The 14,632-nt window shown below is 73.2% G+C and carries 14 protein-coding genes; 12 read left to right on the top strand and 2 right to left on the bottom strand.

Going from position 1 to position 14,632, the window contains the following annotated elements:
* Positions 1 to 301 precede the first annotated feature (301 nt).
* The gene (denD, locus tag ABD067_RS10700; protein WP_343895274.1) at positions 302 to 1,291 is read right to left on the bottom strand and encodes a D-erythronate dehydrogenase; all 990 of its coding nucleotides are present in this window, start codon (positions 1,289 to 1,291) and stop codon (positions 302 to 304) included.
* A gap of 80 nt (positions 1,292 to 1,371) precedes the next feature.
* On the opposite strand from denD, the gene ABD067_RS10705 reads away from it, so the two are divergent.
* From ABD067_RS10705 to ABD067_RS10730, 6 genes are all read left to right on the top strand, one after another.
* Complete coding sequence (locus tag ABD067_RS10705) at positions 1,372 to 2,547, top strand: diaminopropionate ammonia-lyase (RefSeq protein WP_343895275.1); 1,176 nt, start codon at positions 1,372 to 1,374, stop codon at positions 2,545 to 2,547.
* A gap of 110 nt (positions 2,548 to 2,657) precedes the next feature.
* Positions 2,658 to 4,013: a sn-glycerol-3-phosphate ABC transporter substrate-binding protein UgpB gene (gene ugpB, locus ABD067_RS10710; RefSeq protein ID WP_343895276.1), complete on the top strand. Its 1,356-nt coding sequence runs from the start codon at positions 2,658 to 2,660 to the stop codon at positions 4,011 to 4,013.
* 22 nt (positions 4,014 to 4,035) lie between these two features.
* On the top strand, positions 4,036 to 4,917 hold the full coding sequence (gene ugpA, locus ABD067_RS10715; protein ID WP_343895277.1) for a sn-glycerol-3-phosphate ABC transporter permease UgpA: 882 nt from the start codon (positions 4,036 to 4,038) through the stop codon (positions 4,915 to 4,917).
* Positions 4,917 to 5,870 (top strand): sn-glycerol-3-phosphate ABC transporter permease UgpE, encoded by a 954-nt coding sequence (gene ugpE, locus ABD067_RS10720; protein WP_343895278.1) that lies wholly within the window; start codon positions 4,917 to 4,919, stop codon positions 5,868 to 5,870. The genes ugpA and ugpE overlap by 1 nt, the downstream gene beginning before the upstream one ends.
* Positions 5,871 to 5,879: 9 nt before the next feature.
* Entirely contained in the window at positions 5,880 to 6,971 is a 1,092-nt protein-coding gene (locus tag ABD067_RS10725; RefSeq protein WP_343895279.1) for an ABC transporter ATP-binding protein, read from the top strand.
* Positions 6,972 to 7,051: 80 nt separating this feature from the next.
* Positions 7,052 to 8,038, top strand: coding sequence for a Bug family tripartite tricarboxylate transporter substrate binding protein (locus ABD067_RS10730; RefSeq protein ID WP_343895280.1), 987 nt, complete (start codon positions 7,052 to 7,054; stop codon positions 8,036 to 8,038).
* A 162-nt stretch (positions 8,039 to 8,200) separates the two neighbouring features.
* Here ABD067_RS10730 and ABD067_RS10735 read toward each other — a convergent pair whose 3' ends face one another.
* Positions 8,201 to 9,016, bottom strand: coding sequence for a TerC family protein (locus ABD067_RS10735; protein WP_343895281.1), 816 nt, complete (start codon positions 9,014 to 9,016; stop codon positions 8,201 to 8,203).
* A 347-nt stretch (positions 9,017 to 9,363) separates the two neighbouring features.
* On the opposite strand from ABD067_RS10735, the gene ABD067_RS10740 reads away from it, so the two are divergent.
* From ABD067_RS10740 to ABD067_RS10765, 6 genes are all read left to right on the top strand, one after another.
* The gene (locus ABD067_RS10740) at positions 9,364 to 10,383 is read left to right on the top strand and encodes an NADPH:quinone reductase (protein WP_343895282.1); all 1,020 of its coding nucleotides are present in this window, start codon (positions 9,364 to 9,366) and stop codon (positions 10,381 to 10,383) included.
* A 16-nt stretch (positions 10,384 to 10,399) separates the two neighbouring features.
* A complete protein-coding gene (locus ABD067_RS10745) occupies positions 10,400 to 11,206 on the top strand; it encodes a crotonase/enoyl-CoA hydratase family protein (RefSeq protein ID WP_343895283.1) in 807 nt (268 codons plus the stop codon).
* Between the two features lie 11 nt (positions 11,207 to 11,217).
* Positions 11,218 to 12,384 (top strand): acyl-CoA dehydrogenase family protein, encoded by a 1,167-nt coding sequence (locus tag ABD067_RS10750; RefSeq protein ID WP_343895284.1) that lies wholly within the window; start codon positions 11,218 to 11,220, stop codon positions 12,382 to 12,384.
* A 168-nt stretch (positions 12,385 to 12,552) separates the two neighbouring features.
* Positions 12,553 to 12,699 (top strand): hypothetical protein, encoded by a 147-nt coding sequence (locus ABD067_RS10755; protein WP_343895285.1) that lies wholly within the window; start codon positions 12,553 to 12,555, stop codon positions 12,697 to 12,699.
* A 167-nt stretch (positions 12,700 to 12,866) separates the two neighbouring features.
* Entirely contained in the window at positions 12,867 to 13,247 is a 381-nt protein-coding gene (locus ABD067_RS10760) for an SPW repeat domain-containing protein (RefSeq protein ID WP_343895286.1), read from the top strand.
* 23 nt (positions 13,248 to 13,270) lie between these two features.
* Positions 13,271 to 14,626 carry an NAD(P)/FAD-dependent oxidoreductase gene (locus ABD067_RS10765; RefSeq protein ID WP_343895287.1) on the top strand — a complete coding sequence of 452 codons (1,356 nt, stop codon included), beginning with the start codon at positions 13,271 to 13,273 and terminating at the stop codon, positions 14,624 to 14,626.
* The last annotated feature ends 6 nt before the right edge of the window (positions 14,627 to 14,632 follow it).

Genomic DNA, 14,632 nt, shown 5'->3' on the forward strand with positions numbered 1-14,632 from the left:
GCCAGCGCGCCGACCGGGCCGCCCAGCGCGCCGACGCCCGCGCCCGTCGCGGCGCCGACCGCGGCGCCGCCGGCCGTGCGCTCCGACGCGCCTGTGCCGCAAGCGGCGACGGCCAACACGATCGCTGCCGCGCCGATGAATTTACGGGTCATTTCCGCCCTCCCAGGTTCTTTCGCGGCCGGGCGCGTCCGGTCGGTGAGGGGGCGCGCTTAACCGCGTAAACCGGAACGTCCCCCCGCCGGTTTAGTTGCCGCGTGCCCCGCGGCGCGGCCGTGGAAACGCGGGAGTCCGACGAGAAGGGTCACAGCCCGCGGTCCCGCCGCGTTTCTTCCAGGTCGTCCTCGACGAAGGCGCGGACCAGCTCGTCCAACGGCTCTTGTTCGGAGAAGCCGAGGCGCGCGCGGGCGCGCTCCGCCGTGAAGGCGGCGGGCCAGCCGCCGACGATGGCCGCCACCGCGGGGTCGGGCGCCCGCCGCACCAGCGCGCGCGCCGCGGGCCCGGCCACCCGTTCCAGCGCCGCCAGCATGTCGCCGACCTTGGCGCTCATGCCTGGCGGGTTCACGCCGCGGTCGGCGCCCATGCCCGCTGTGTCCATGCCCATCGCGTGCAGCAGCCACTCCACCGCGCGGCGGGGCGAGCAGATCCAGACGGCGAAGTCCTCGCCCACCGGGAGCTCCGCCGGCAGGCCGAGCAGCGGTTCCCGCAGGATCGCGGACACGAAGGAGGACGCCGCCTTGTTGGGGCGGCCGGGGCGGACCGTGACGGTGGGCAGGCGGATGCTCACCGCGTCCACCATGCCGCGCCGGCTGGCGTCGGCCAGCAACAGCTCTCCCATGGCCTTTTGCGCGCCGTAGCTGTTTTCCGGCACCTGCCGGGCGTCGTCGGGCAGCACCGCCCCTTGGCCGCCGCCGAAAGAGGCGACGGAGGAGGTGAAGACCACCCGCGGCGGCGAGGGCAGGGCGCGGCAGGCCGAGAGGACGGCGAGGGTGCCGTGCAGGTTCACCTTGAGGCCGAGGTCGAAATCGGCCTCCGCCTGGGCGCTGACCACGGCGGCGAGGTGGACCACGACGCGCGTGCCGGGCTGCACGGCTTCGGCGACCGCCGCCGGGTCGGACACGTCGCCGCCGAGGGAGCGCACGGGGAAGGGCGCGCCTTCAGGCGCTGGCGGCGGGCGGAGGTCGAACAGGGTGAGGGCCTCGACGGGCCGGCCGCCGACTTGGCCGTCGCGCGCGAGGCGCCGCGCCAGCTTCAGCCCGAGAAAGCCGCCGCCGCCCAGGATGGTGATGCTCATGGCGAATCTTCTCCCTCGACGCGCGGACCGGCGCGGCGGGCAGGTTGCCGCCCCGCGGGCGCGGGGCCAAGATTCCCGCCATGATCGGCCGCCACAAGTTCCAGATCCTGCTCAACCGCCACCACGGCACGCCCGGCGTGGTGGTGCTGCCCGACAACGGCTTCCGCCGCGCCAAGGAGGAGATCGCCTCCTGGCCCGGCTACGCGCCGACGCCGTTGCTCAAGCTGCCGGACGCGGCGGAGGCGGCGCGCGTGGGGTCCGTGCATTGGAAGGACGAGTCCGGGCGGTTCGGGCTCGGCTCCTTCAAGGCGCTGGGCGGCGCCTACGCGGTGATGCGGCTGCTGGCGGCGGAGCTGGCGCGGCGCGACGTGGCGCCCTCCGCGACCTCCGCCGAGCTGGCGGAGGGCAAGCACAAGGAGGCGACGCGCGCGATCACGGTGACCTGCGCCACCGACGGCAATCACGGCCGCAGCGTCGCCTGGGGGGCGCAGCGCTTCGGCTGCCGTTGCGTGATCTTCGTCCATCCGGGCGTGAGCAAAGGGCGGCGCGACGCCATCGCCGCCTACGGCGCGGAGGTGCGGGAGGCGCCGGGCACCTACGACGACTCGGTCCGGACGGCGAAGAAGGAGGCCGAAAAGCACGGCTGGTTCGTGGTCTCCGACACCTCCTACCCCGGCTACACGGAGCCGCCGCGCGACGTGATGCAGGGCTACCGCCTCCTGGCGGACGAGGCGGCGGACCAGTTGGAGAAGCCGCCCACCCACGTCTTCGTCCCCGGCGGCGTGGGCGGGCTGGCCGCCGCGGTCTCGGTGCAGATGCGCGCCCGCTACGGCAAGGAGGCGCCGCGGCTCGTGGTGGCCGAGCCGGACCGCGCCGCCTGCCTGATGGCCAGTTGCGAGGCGGGGCAGCTCACCCGATTCGACGGGCCGCTGGACACACTGATGGCGGGGCTCGCCTGCGGCGAGCCGAGCCTGCTCGCCTGGCAGGAGCTGGAGCGGGCGGCCTTCGGCTACGTGTCCGTCCCGGACGAGGCGGCGGTGGCCTGCATGAAGGCGCTGCACAAGCGGCAGCCGCGGATCGTCGCCGGGGAGAGCGCGGTGGCGGGGCTGGCGGCGCTGCTGCTCGCGGGGCGGGACTCGTTTGGCCGGACGGCGCTGGAGATCGGGGAAGAGAGCCGCGTGCTGCTGCTCGGCACCGAGGGCGCGACCGACCCGGAGTTGCACGCGAAGCTGGTCGGGGAGGGCACGGCCGCTTGAGCGGCGGCGGGGCGGGCCTTCACGGAATCGCCGCGCGACTGTAACCCTCCCGCAACGCGCCTCGGCCAGCTTCCGGGGCGCCAACGATCCCGGAGGAGGGAAAGACGCCCATGCTGCGCCGAAACCTGGCCGCCTGCGCCTTCGCGGCCGTCGCCGGCCTCATGCCTTTCTGGAACGGAACCGCCAGGGCCCAGGGCGGCCAGCCCGTCGAGCTGCAATTCTGGCACGGGCTGGCGCAGCCGCTCGGCGGGCAGCTCGAGGGCGTGGTCGCCGCCTTCAACGAGTCGCAGAACCGCTACCGCATCGTGCCGACCTACCGCGGTTCCTATTCCGAGACGATGGTGGCCGCGATCGCCGCCTTCCGCGCCAACTCCGCGCCGCACCTCGTGCAGATGTTCGAGGTCGGCACCGGCACCATGATGGCGGCCGGGCGGGCGGTGAAGCCGACGCACGAGCTGCTGTCCGAGGCGGGCGTGAACGTGGACTTCGGCGACTACCTGCCGGCGGTGCGCGGCTACTTCCAGACCAACGACGGGCGGCAGATGTCCATGCCGTTCAACAGCTCGACCGCGGTGATGTACTGGAACAAGGACGCCTTCCGCCGCGCCGGGCTCGACCCGGAGAAGCCGCCGGCGACCTGGAAGGAGCTGGAGGAGACGGCGCGCAAGCTGAAGGCGGGCGGCGCGGCCTGCGCCTTCACCAACTCCTGGCCGGGCTGGATCCAGGTGGAGCAGATGAGCGCCATCCACGACCAGCCCATCGCCTCGCTCGGCAACGGCTTCGGCGGCTTCAACGCGGAGCTGCGGGTGAACAACCCGTTCATGGTCCGGCACATGGACAACCTCATCGCGTGGCAGAAGGAAGGGCTGTACCGGTACGGCGGGCGCGACGCCGCCGCCGACGCGTTGTTCCCGAACGGCGAGTGCGCCATCGCCATGCTCTCGGCCGGCGCGCGCAGCCGCGTCACCCGCGAGGCGAAGTTCCCGTGGGGCACCGCGATGCTGCCCTATTACGACGACGTGCCCGGTGCGCCGCGCAACTCCATCATCGGCGGCGCCAGCCTGTGGTCGCTGAACAAGGGGCCGCAGGGCGGGCGGAGCGCCGAGGAGTGGCGCGGCCTCGCCGAGTTCTTCCGCTTCGTGTCCCAGACCGACGTGGCGACCAAGTGGCACATGGACACGGGCTACGTGCCGCTGACGCGTGCGGCCTACGAGAAGGCGAAGGCCGCCGGCTACTACAAGGAGAACCCGGGCGCCGACGTGCCGATCGAGCAACTCCTGCGCGGCGGCGAGATGACGGAGAACACCCGCGGCATCCGCCTCGGCGGCTACGTGGAGATCCGCAACATCATCCAGGAGGAAATGGAGAAGGCCTTCCAGGGGCAGGGGACCGGCCAGCAGGCGATGGCGGCCATCACGGCCCGCGGCAACCAGGTGCTCCGCAACTTCGAGCGGCAGCAGCGCTAGGCGCGAGGGGGCGGCGGGCGTCGTGCGGCGCAAGGTCATCTTCCGCGGCACGGCGCTGCCGCTCGCGCTGCTCCTGCCGCAGCTCGCGGTGACGGCGGTGTTCTTCCTGTGGCCGGCGGGCGTCGCCGTGTACCAGTCTGTGCTGCAACAGGACGCCTGGGGGCTGCGGACGGAGTTCGTGGGCCTCCGGAACTTCGCCGATGTGCTGGCCGACCCGGGCTGGCGCGACGCGGCGTGGAACACGGCGGTGTTCTCGACGGCGGTGGCGGCGCTGGCCATGGGGACCGCGCTGGCCCTGGCCGTGCAGGCGGACAAGTCCATCCGCGGCGCCCGCGCGTACCGCACGCTCCTGATCTGGCCCTACGCGGTGGCGCCGGCGGTGGCGGCGGTGCTGTGGCTGTTCATTTTCCATCCCTCCATCGGGCTGGTCGGCCGGGCGCTGAACTCGGCCGGCATCCCTTGGGACACGCGGCTCGACGGCGACCAGGCGATGGCGCTGGTGATCCTGGCGGCGGCGTGGAAGCAGGTGAGCTACAACTTCATCTTCTTCCTCGCCGGGCTCCAGGCCATCCCCAAGAGCGTGCTGGAGGCGGCGGCGATCGACGGCGCGCGGCCGGTGCGGCGGTTCTGGACGGTGGTGTTCCCCTTGCTGTCGCCGACCACCTTCTTCCTGCTGGTGGTGAACCTCGTCTACGCCTTCTTCGACACCTTCGGCACCATCCACGCGCTGACGGGGGGCGGGCCGGGCAACGCGACGGAAACGCTGATCTACCGGGCCTACGTGGAGGGGGTGCAGAACACCAACCTCGGCTCGGCGGCCGCGCAGTCCGTCATCCTGATGCTGCTGGTGGTGGCGCTCACCATGGTCCAGTTCCGCTTCATCGAACGCAGGGTGCACTATTGATGGAGGGCACGGCGACGACGGCGGCCGCGATCCCGGCGGCCGCGGCCGCCGCNGCGGCCGCGGCCGCCGCCGCGGAGCGCGACGAGCGCCTCGCGGTGGAGGCCGCGCGCCGGCGGCGGCGGGGCGGCGCGCTCACCCACGCCATCCTGCTGCTCGGCGTGTTCGCGGTGGTGTTCCCGATCTGGATCGCCCTGGTCGGCTCCACCCACGACGCCTCCACCATCGGCCGGGGCGACGTGCCCTTGCTGCCGGGGACGGAGGCGGTGGAGAACTACGCGGCGGCGCTGACCGGCAGCGGCGGCGGGCGCTTCGGTTCCAGCCCGGCGGCGCTGATGCTGTGGAACAGCGCGCTGATGGCGGTGCTGATCGCCTGCGGCAAGATCGCCATCTCGCTGCTTTCGGCCTACGCCATCGCCTTCTTCTCCTTCCCCGGCCGGATGCTGGCCTTCTGGACCATCTTCCTGACGCTGATGCTGCCGGTGGAGGTGCGGATCATCCCGACCTACCAGGTCATCGTGGACCTGAACCTGTTCAACACCATGGCCGGGCTTACCGTGCCCTTGATGGCGAGCGCGACCGCCACCCTCCTGTTCCGCCAATTCTTCCTGACGGTGCCGGACGAGGTGGTGGAGGCGGCCAAGATCGACGGCGCCGGGCCGCTGCGGTTCTTCCGCGACATCCTCCTGCCGCTGTCCACCACCAACATCGCGGCGCTGTTCGTGATCCTCTTCATCTACGGCTGGAACCAGTACCTCTGGCCGCTGCTGGTGGTGAGCGAGCCGTCCCTGGCGACGGTGGTGGTCGGACTCACGCGGATGATCGGCACCGGCGACGCGCAGAACGAGTGGAACGTCATCATGGCGACCGCCGTGCTGGCGCTGCTGCCGCCGGTGGCCGTGGTGGTCCTGATGCAGCGCTGGTTCGTGCGCGGCCTGACCGAGACGGAGAAGTAGAACCGCCCCATGGCGCAGACACTGGAGTTGGCCGGCGTCGAGAAGGCCTTCGGCGCGACGCGCGTGCTGCACGGCATCGACCTCCGCGTCGCCGAGGGCGAGATGATCGTGGTGGTGGGCGCGTCCGGCTGCGGCAAGTCCACCCTGCTCCGCATAGTGGCCGGGCTGGAGGAGCCGACCGCCGGGCGCGTGCGGATCGGCGGACGGGACGTCACCGCGCTGGAGCCCTCCGACCGCGACGTGGCCATGGTGTTCCAGAACTACGCGCTCTACCCGCACATGACGGTGGAGCGGAACATGGCCTACGGGCTGCGCATCCGCGGGCTGCCGAAGCCGGAGATCGCGCGGCGGGTGCGGGAGGCCGCCGATCTGCTCGGCATCGGCGCGCTGCTGGAGCGGCGGCCGCGCCAGCTCTCGGGCGGGCAGCGGCAGCGGGTGGCGATGGGTCGCGCCATCGTGCGCGAGCCGGCGCTGTTCCTGTTCGACGAGCCGCTGTCCAACCTCGACGCGCGGCTGCGGGTGCAGATGCGCGCCGAGATCCGGCGGCTGCAACGGCGGCTCGGCGTCACCAGCCTGTTCGTCACGCACGACCAAACGGAGGCGATGACGCTCGGCGACCGGCTCGTCGTCATGCACGCCGGGCACGCGGCGCAGGTGGCGACGCCGATGGAGATCTGGGCGAGGCCCGCCGACACCTACGTCGCCGGCTTCATCGGTAGCCCGTCCATGAACCTGTTCGAAGCGGCCTTGGCGGAGGAGGGCAGGGCGGCCCGCCTCCGCGCCGGGCCGCTGGTCCGCTTCGCCGACGGGCCGAGGCCGGGGCCGGACGGGCGGCGCCTGCTGCTCGGCGTCAGGCCCGAACACCTCCGGCCCGCCGGGGCGGGCGAGGCGGAGGCGCTGGACGTGTCGCTGGACCTCGTGGAGCCGTTGGGCTCGGAAAGTGTGCTGCACGGGCGCGCGGCGACGGGGGGCGAAGCGGTGACGGCGCGGATCGCGGGCGCGGTGCCCCAGGCGGCGGGCGGGCTGCGCTTGGCGATCTCGCCCGCGGAGGCGCACGTCTTCGACGCCGAAAGCGGCCGGCGTCTGGACCCGGACGGCTGATTCGCGCAACAATCCGGTCCCGGACGCGTTCGATCGCCACCGCGGGCGCCGCCGCCCGCCCAGCCGCCGGGAGACTCCACATGCGCCGCCGCAGCCTCTTCGCCCTCACCGCCGCCGCCGCCACGACCGGCGGCGCCTTGGCCCGTCCCGCCGTGGCCCAGGGCGCTTGGCCGAGCGAGCCGGTGCGGCTCGTCGTGCCCTTCGCCGCCGGCGGGCCGACGGACATTCCGGCGCGCCTGTTCGCCGAGGAGCTGTCCAAGGCGCTGCCGCAGCGCGTCATCGTGGAGAACCGCACCGGCGCGGGCGTGGTGGTCGGCACCGAGGTCGTGGCCAAGGCGCCGAAGGACGGCCACACGCTGCTCTACAGCACCATCGCGCATTCGGTGCTGCGGCCGCTCTTCCCGCGCCTGCCCTTCGACCCGGTCGACGACTTCCAGCCGGTGGCGCTGCTCGGGGTGATCCCGATGCTGCTGCTGGTGAACAAGGACCTGCCGGCCAAGGACCTGCCGGGGCTGGTGAAGCTGTTCCGCGACAACCCGGGCAAGTACGACTACGGCAGCAGCGGCAACGGCGGCGCCGTCCACCTCGCCACCGAGCTGTTCCTGAAGCGCGCCGGCGACCTCAAGGTCGGGCACGTGCCCTACCGCGGCTCGTCCGCCGGGATGCCGGACCTGCTCAGCGGGCGGCTCGCCATGTTCATCGACGTGGCGGCGGGCGGGCTTTCCTACCACCAGCGCGGCGACGCCCGCGCGCTCGGCGTGTCGGACACCAAGCGGCTGCCCCAGGCGCCCGATGTGCCGACCTTCGCCGAGAGCGGCGTGAAGGACGCCGAATCCTACACCTGGCACATGGTCTTGGCGCCGTCAGGCACGCCGGCGCCGGCCGTGCAGGCGATCAACGCCGCCTTCAACCGCGTGGCCGCCATGGAGCACGTCCGGAACCGCCTCACCGACCTCACCATGACGGTGCGCAGCGACACTACGCCGCAGACTGCGACCAAGTGGATGCAGGACGAGATGGCGAAGTGGGACGAGGTGATCCGCGGGGCGGGGATCAAGATCGGCTAGGGCCGGTTCTGCCCGGCGAGCCGGATCACCGCCTTCGCGGGCCGGGGCGGCGTGCGCGTGGGCAGGGCGAGCCGGGGACGGGGCGCCGCCGGCCAGCCGACCCGCGGCGCGTCGTGGCTGAAAGCGATGGCCCGGCCAGCCGGGGAGCGGCCGGCCGCGAGGCTATTCCCGCCCGGACACCGCCGGCGCGGCCGCGTGCCTGCCGTCCGCCGCCGCCGCCCCTTTCCCGGCCGCTTCGGCGCGCAGCCTCGCGCGGCGCCGCCGCTGGAACATGTTGAGGCCCTCCACCATCGCCGAGAAGGCCATCGCGCTGTAGATGTAGCCCTTCGGGATCTTCGCGCCGAAGCCCTCCGCGATCAGCGTGGTGCCGATCAGCAGCAGGAAGCCCAGCGCCAGCATCACCAGCGTCGGGTTGTTGGCGATGAAGTTGGCCAGCGGCGTCGCCGCCACGAGCATCACGGTCACGGTGATGACGACGGCGACCACCATGATCGGGATGTGCTCGGTCATGCCGACGGCGGTGATGATGCTGTCGATGGAGAAGACGAGGTCCAGCAGCAGGATCTGGCCGATGGCGGGCGCGAAGCCGAGGGTCACTGGCGCCTGGGGCTCGAACACGTCGGGGCCCGGCTCGGGGTCCATGCTGTGGTGGATCTCCTTGGTGGCCTTCCACACCAGGAACAGGCCGCCCGCGATCAAGATCAGGTCGCGCCAGGAGAAGGCTTGGCCGAAGACGCTGAAGACCGGGTCGGTCAGGCGCACGATGATGGCGATGGTGCTCAGCAGCGCCAGGCGCAGGATCAGCGCCGCGCCGATGCCGATGCGGCGCGCGCGGACCCGCTGGTGCTCGGGCAGCTTGTTGGTCAGGATCGAGATGAAGATGAGGTTGTCGATCCCGAGCACCACCTCCATCGCGGTCAGCGTGACGAGGGCGGCCCAGGCGGCGGGGTCCGTGGCCAGCGCGAGAAGGTAGTCCATTCGCCTCGGCGTCTCCTTCGGGCGGGCGGGCGGGCGGGACGCCGGCCGGCTCGGCGCGGGTGTGGCGGGGCGCCTCCGCCTCCGGGACGGCGGCGTTCCCGATGGGCGTTTGCCCGCGCCGCGCACCGCGCGCAAGCCTTCCCGGAACGTTCGCGCCGCTGGCGTCGGGTGCCGCCGCGTTGCCCACCGGCCGGTTTCGGCATACCCCTGGGGCGGAACAAGAACGGTGGGCCGAGGGGTGGACGAGCTGCACGGGCGCGGGATGCCGCGCCGGGTGGACGACCCGGCCACCGGCCGCGCGGCCGTTTCCTCCCCGCCGCGAGCCGGCGGTCGGGCGGGCGCGGACGGTGCCGGTTCCCACGGGGCCGCTTGAGGTGCGCGCCGTGTTCTACGACCGGCAGGGGGCGGCGGCGGAGGTGCTCCGGTTCGGCGAGGCGCCGCGCCCGGAGCCGGGGCCGGGCGAGGCGCGCGTCCGGCTGGTCGCTTCCGGCGTAAACCCGGCGGATTGTAAGCGGCGCGCCGGGCAGGGCTACGGGATGGAATTCCCGCGCGTCATCCCGAACAGCGACGGCGCCGGGTTGGTGGACGCGCTCGGGCCGGGCGCGGAGGGGACGCCGCCGCCGGGCAGCCGGGTGTGGCTCTACAACGCGCAGCGCGGGCGCCCCTTCGGCACGGCGGCGGAGTTCACCTGCGTCCCGGCGGATTGCTTGGCGCCGCTGCCGGAGGGCGTGCCGTTCGAGGCGGGCGCCTGCCTCGGCATCCCGGCGATGACGGCGCACCGCTGCCTGTTCGCGGACGGGCCGCTTTCCGGGCTTTCCGTGCTGGTGACGGGCGGCGGCGGCGCCGTGGGGAACTACGCCGTGCAACTCGCGCGCTGGGGCGGCGCGGCGCTGGTGCTCGCCACCGCCCGCGCGGGCTGGCAGGCGGAGGACGCGCAGGCCGCGGGCGCGCACGCCGTCATCGACCGCGGGGAAGACGTGGCCGCGCGGGTGATGGAGGCGAGCGGCGGCCGCGGCGTGGACCGGGTGGTGGAGGTGGACTTCGGCGGCAACGCAGCGGTCTGGTCGGCCGTGCTGGCGAACAACGGCGTGGTGGCGGCATACGCTTCGGGCGGCGACCCGGCGCCCGCCATCCCGTTCCCGTCGCTGATGCGCCGGAACGTCACCGTCCGCACGGTTATGCTGAACAACGCGCCCCTCGCGGCGCGGCGGCAGGCCCAGGCGGACATCGTGGCGTGGCTGCGCGAGGGCCCGCCCCGGCTGCACCGGATCGCGGGGACCTTCCCCTTGGCCCAAACGGCGACGGCGCACGCGGCGGTGGAGGCGGGCGGCAAGCGCGGCACGGTGGTCGTGCTGCCAACGGGGTGACGGCGAGGTGGGGGCGATGGCCGGGGATTGCGTGCTGGTGGAGGTCGGGGAGGACGGCGTGGCGCTGGTCACGCTGAACCGGCCGGAGTCGCGCAACGCCCTCGACCCGGAGGTGCAGGAGGCGCTGGTGGCGGCGGTGCTGCGGCTGGACGCCGATCCGGGCGTGCGCGTGGCGATCCTCACCGGCGGGGGCAGCGCCTTCTCGGCGGGCGGGAACGTGCGGCGGATGGGCGCGGCGAGTTCCGGCCCGGCGGAGCGGACGCCGGCGGAGGCGCGGCTCTACTACAAGCGCAACATCCAGCGGATACCCGTGGCCTTCGAGCGGATCGAGCTGCCGGTGATCGCGGCGGTGAACGGGCCGGCGATGGGCGCAGGCTGCGACCTGGCCTGCATGTGCGATCTGCGGATCGCCGCCGAGGGCGCGCGCTTCGCGGAGAGCTTCGTCAAGCTCGGCATCATCCCCGGCGACGGCGGCGCTTGGCTGCTGCCGCGCGTGGTGGGCTTCGCCAAGGCGGCGGAGATGGCGCTGACCGGCGACGCCCTTTCGGCGGCGGAGGCGTTGGCCTGCGGCTTGGTGTCGCGCGTGGTGCCGGACGCGGAGCTGCTGCCGGCGGCGCGGGAGCTAGCGGGGCGGATCGCGGCCAACCCGCCGCACGCCGTGCGGATGGCGCGGCGGTTGCTGCGCGAGGCGTGGAACAATCGGCTGGACGCGGTGCTGGAAATGTCGGCCGCCATGCAGGCGGTGGCGCACACCACGGCGGACCACAAGGAGGCGATGGCGGCGCTGCGCGAGAAGCGCAAGCCGCGGTTCACCGGCGCTTAGGGGGTAGGGGCATGGCCTGGGAGGAGCTGAGCGAGGAGCACCGGATGCTCCGCGACCTCGTGGCGCGGTTCGTGGAGCGCGAGCTGATGCCGCTGGAGCCCGCCGTGCTGGCGCGCGAGGCCGGCGGCGGGAAGATCGCGCTGACGCCGGAGGAGGAAGGGCCGCTACAGGCCAAGGCGAAGGAGCTGGGCCTTTGGGGCCTCGACGTGCCGGAGGAGTTCGGCGGGGCGGACCTGCCGGTGCTGCCGCTGATGGCGGTGGAGGAGGAGCTGGGGCGCACGCTGACGCCTTTCATCTTCCCGCCGGATAGCCCGAACCTGCACATGATGCTGGCGGTGGCGAGCCCGGCGCAGCGGGAGCGCTACCTCAGGCCCTACGCGGAGGGCGAGTCGCGGTCCGCCATGGCGATCTCGGAGCCCGGCGCGGGCGGCGACCCGGCCGGGATGATCACCCGCGCGGCGCCGGACGGCGACGGCGGCTGGCGGATCAACGGGCGCAAGATCTGGGTCAGCGGCGTGCCGGCGGCGGACTTCCTGATTGTCATGGCGCGCACAGGCGAGGGCAAGCGCGCGGAGGGCGTGACGGCCTTCATCGTGGAGCGCGGGACGCTGGGATTCACCATCGAGCGCGAGATCGCCATGATCGGCGGGCGGCGCACCTACGAGCTGGTGTTCGAGGACTGCCGCGTTCCCGGCGAACAGGTGCTCGGCGAGGTGGGCAAGGGCTACGCGCCCATGCAGCTCCGCCTCAACGTGCGCCGGTTGCAGATGGGGGCGCGCTGCGTCGGCATTGCGCGGCGGGCGCTGGAGATGCTGTGCTCCTACGCCAAGCAGCGCGTGACCTTTGGAGTCCCGTTGGCCGACCGGCAGGCCGTACAGTGGTGGATCGCGGACGCGGCCACGCGCATCCACGCCTGCCGGCTGATGGTGGCTTCGGCCGCCGCCACGCTCGACGCGGGCCGGGACGTGCGGCACGAGGCGGGGATGCTGAAGGTCTTCGCCACCGAGATGGCGCAGGAGGTGGTGGACAACGCCATGCAGTGTCACGGCGCCATGGGCATGACCAAGGAGCTGCCGCTCCAGCTGATGGGGCAGCAGGTGCGGGTGATGCGGGTCTACGAGGGGCCGAGCGAGGTGCACCGGATGGCGATCGCCCGGCGGGTGCTGAAGGAGCTCTGATCGTTTGCCCTGCGTTCCGTGCATACCAGAACGGCGTTGGGATCGCCCCAGGCTTGTCCCTTTTCGGTTGAGATTCCGGCTTGGCGGAACCATGTTCACGCCATCGGAAAGACGGGTCCGGTACGGGCGCATGGGGCGCCGGTCCACGCGGCCCGTCGGGAGAATGCGATGCTTACCGCCGTTGGCCTGCTCTTCGCGGGTGCCGGTACGGCGCTGGTGATCTCGGGCTTGGTGGTCCGCCGCGCGATGGCGCGCAGCGGCTTCGCCGCCGGGGTCGGCGCCATGCCGGCCGGGGCCGCCCAAGAGGGCAACTGAACGAGGCGAGGGCGGGGTTTTCCCCGCCCTTCTTCGTTCAAGGGGGCACGCCTTGTCGGCGTGGCGTTTCTTGCGCCGGCCATTGCCCTTGCACGACGAACCGCGCCGGTTCGCCCGGCGTTCGCCCGCCTGAGGCACGGCGTTCCGGCGTCGGAGGAGGTGGGTTCATGCGGTTCATCCCGACGCGCACGCACGGCGTGCTGGACTACGTCGTGGGCGCGCTCTTGATCGTCGTGCCCTACGTCCTGGGCTTCGCGGACGGCACGGCGGCGCAATGGGTACCGCAGTTCCTGGGCTTGGTGGCGATTGGCGGCGCGATGCTGACGGACTACGAACTCGGCGTCATGCGGGCGATCCCGATGCCGGTCCACCTGGGCATAGACATCGCATCGGGCGTGCTGCTGGCGCTGTCGCCCTGGCTGTTCGGCTTCTCCGACCGGGTGTTCTGGCCGCACCTGCTCGTCGGCGTCATGGAGATCGGCGCCGGGTTGACGACCCGCACCGTGCCCGGGGACAGGGTGGCCGCGCCGGGCGGACGGGCGCTCTGACAGGCCGGGCGAAGCCCTTGCGCGTGGTGATCCTGGGTGGCGGCTTCGGCGGCCTGGAGGCCGCGCGGGCGCTCGCCCGGGCGCCGGTCGAGGTCACGCTGATCGACCGGCAGAACCACCACCTGTTCCAACCGCTGCTCTACCAAGTGGCGACCGCCGCCCTTTCGCCGGGCGACATCGCCTGGCCGGTGCGCACCGTCTTCCGCCGGCAGCGCAACGTGACGGTGGTGATGGCCGAGGCGACGGGGATCGACACCGCCGCGCGCGTGGTGCGCGCGGGCGACACCCTGTCCTTCCCCTACGACGCCCTGCTGCTCGCCACCGGCGCCACCCACTCCTATTTCGGCCGCGACGAGTGGGCGCCGGTCGCGCCGGGCCTGAAGACCATCGAGGACGCGACCGACATCCGCCGCCGCCTCTTGCTCGCCTTCGAGCGCGCCGAGGTCACAAACGACGAGGCGGAGCGGCGGCGCCTGCTCACCTTCGTCGTGGTGGGCGGCGGGCCAACGGGCGTGGAACTCGCGGGCGCCATGGTGGAGCTGGCGCGCCACGCCATGCCGCGCGAGTTCCGCCGCATCGACCCCGCCATGGCGCGGATCGTGCTGGTCGAGGCCGGGCCGCGGGTGCTGCCGACCTTTCCGGAGGACCTGTCCGCCGTCGCGCTCCGCTCGCTGGAGCGCATGGGCGTGCAGGTGCGGACCGGGACGCGGGTGACGCATTGCGGCCCCGACGGGGTGGAGTGCGGCGACGAACGGATCGGGGCCAGCACCATCGTCTGGGCGGCGGGCGTGGTGGCTTCGCCGGCCGGCGCCTGGATCGATGCCGAACGCGACCGGCAAGGGCGCATCACGGTGGGGGCGGACCTTTCCGTGCCGGGCCGTCCCGGCGTGTTCGCGGTGGGCGACCTCGTGGCGGCGACGGACGGGCATGGCCGCCCGGTGCCGGGCAACGCGCCGGCGGCGAAGCAGATGGGCCGCTACGTGGGCCGGCTGCTGGCGGCGCGCGCGAAGGGCAGGCCGGCGCCGCCGCCCTTCGCGTACCGCCACCACGGCGACCTCGCCACCATCGGGCGCCGATCGGCGGTGGTGGAGTTGGGCAGCATCCGCCTCACGGGCCTGATCGGTTGGTGGTTTTGGGGCATCGCCCACATCTACTACCTGGTCGGGTTCCGCAGCCGCGTCGTCGTGTCCTTCGAGTGGCTGTGGAGCTACCTGACCTTCCAGCGCGGCGCGCGCCTGATCACCGGGCGGGAGCCGCGCGGCGGCAACGCCGTGCCGGTGCCCGGGCAGGTTCGGGTGCCGGACCAAGGCCGGGCACTCGGCGAAGGGGCGCAGCACAAGCACCAACAGCCCGCCCCGGCCGCCCTGCGCGCGGGCTGAGCGGCG

This window comes from Craurococcus roseus, assembly GCF_039523795.1.
GTDB lineage: Bacteria > Pseudomonadota > Alphaproteobacteria > Acetobacterales > Acetobacteraceae > Craurococcus > Craurococcus roseus.

Coding starts and splice junctions, on each gene's coding strand:
- denD (WP_343895274.1), bottom strand. CDS start 1,291: ATGAGCATCACCATCCTGGGCGGCGGCGGCTTTCTCGGGCTGAAGCTG.
- ABD067_RS10705 (WP_343895275.1), top strand. CDS start 1,372: ATGATCGGCCGCCACAAGTTCCAGATCCTGCTCAACCGCCACCACGGC.
- ugpB (WP_343895276.1), top strand. CDS start 2,658: ATGCTGCGCCGAAACCTGGCCGCCTGCGCCTTCGCGGCCGTCGCCGGC.
- ABD067_RS10725 (WP_343895279.1), top strand. CDS start 5,880: ATGGCGCAGACACTGGAGTTGGCCGGCGTCGAGAAGGCCTTCGGCGCG.
- ABD067_RS10730 (WP_343895280.1), top strand. CDS start 7,052: ATGCGCCGCCGCAGCCTCTTCGCCCTCACCGCCGCCGCCGCCACGACC.
- ABD067_RS10735 (WP_343895281.1), bottom strand. CDS start 9,016: ATGGACTACCTTCTCGCGCTGGCCACGGACCCCGCCGCCTGGGCCGCC.
- ABD067_RS10745 (WP_343895283.1), top strand. CDS start 10,400: ATGGCCGGGGATTGCGTGCTGGTGGAGGTCGGGGAGGACGGCGTGGCG.
- ABD067_RS10750 (WP_343895284.1), top strand. CDS start 11,218: ATGGCCTGGGAGGAGCTGAGCGAGGAGCACCGGATGCTCCGCGACCTC.
- ABD067_RS10755 (WP_343895285.1), top strand. CDS start 12,553: ATGCTTACCGCCGTTGGCCTGCTCTTCGCGGGTGCCGGTACGGCGCTG.
- ABD067_RS10760 (WP_343895286.1), top strand. CDS start 12,867: ATGCGGTTCATCCCGACGCGCACGCACGGCGTGCTGGACTACGTCGTG.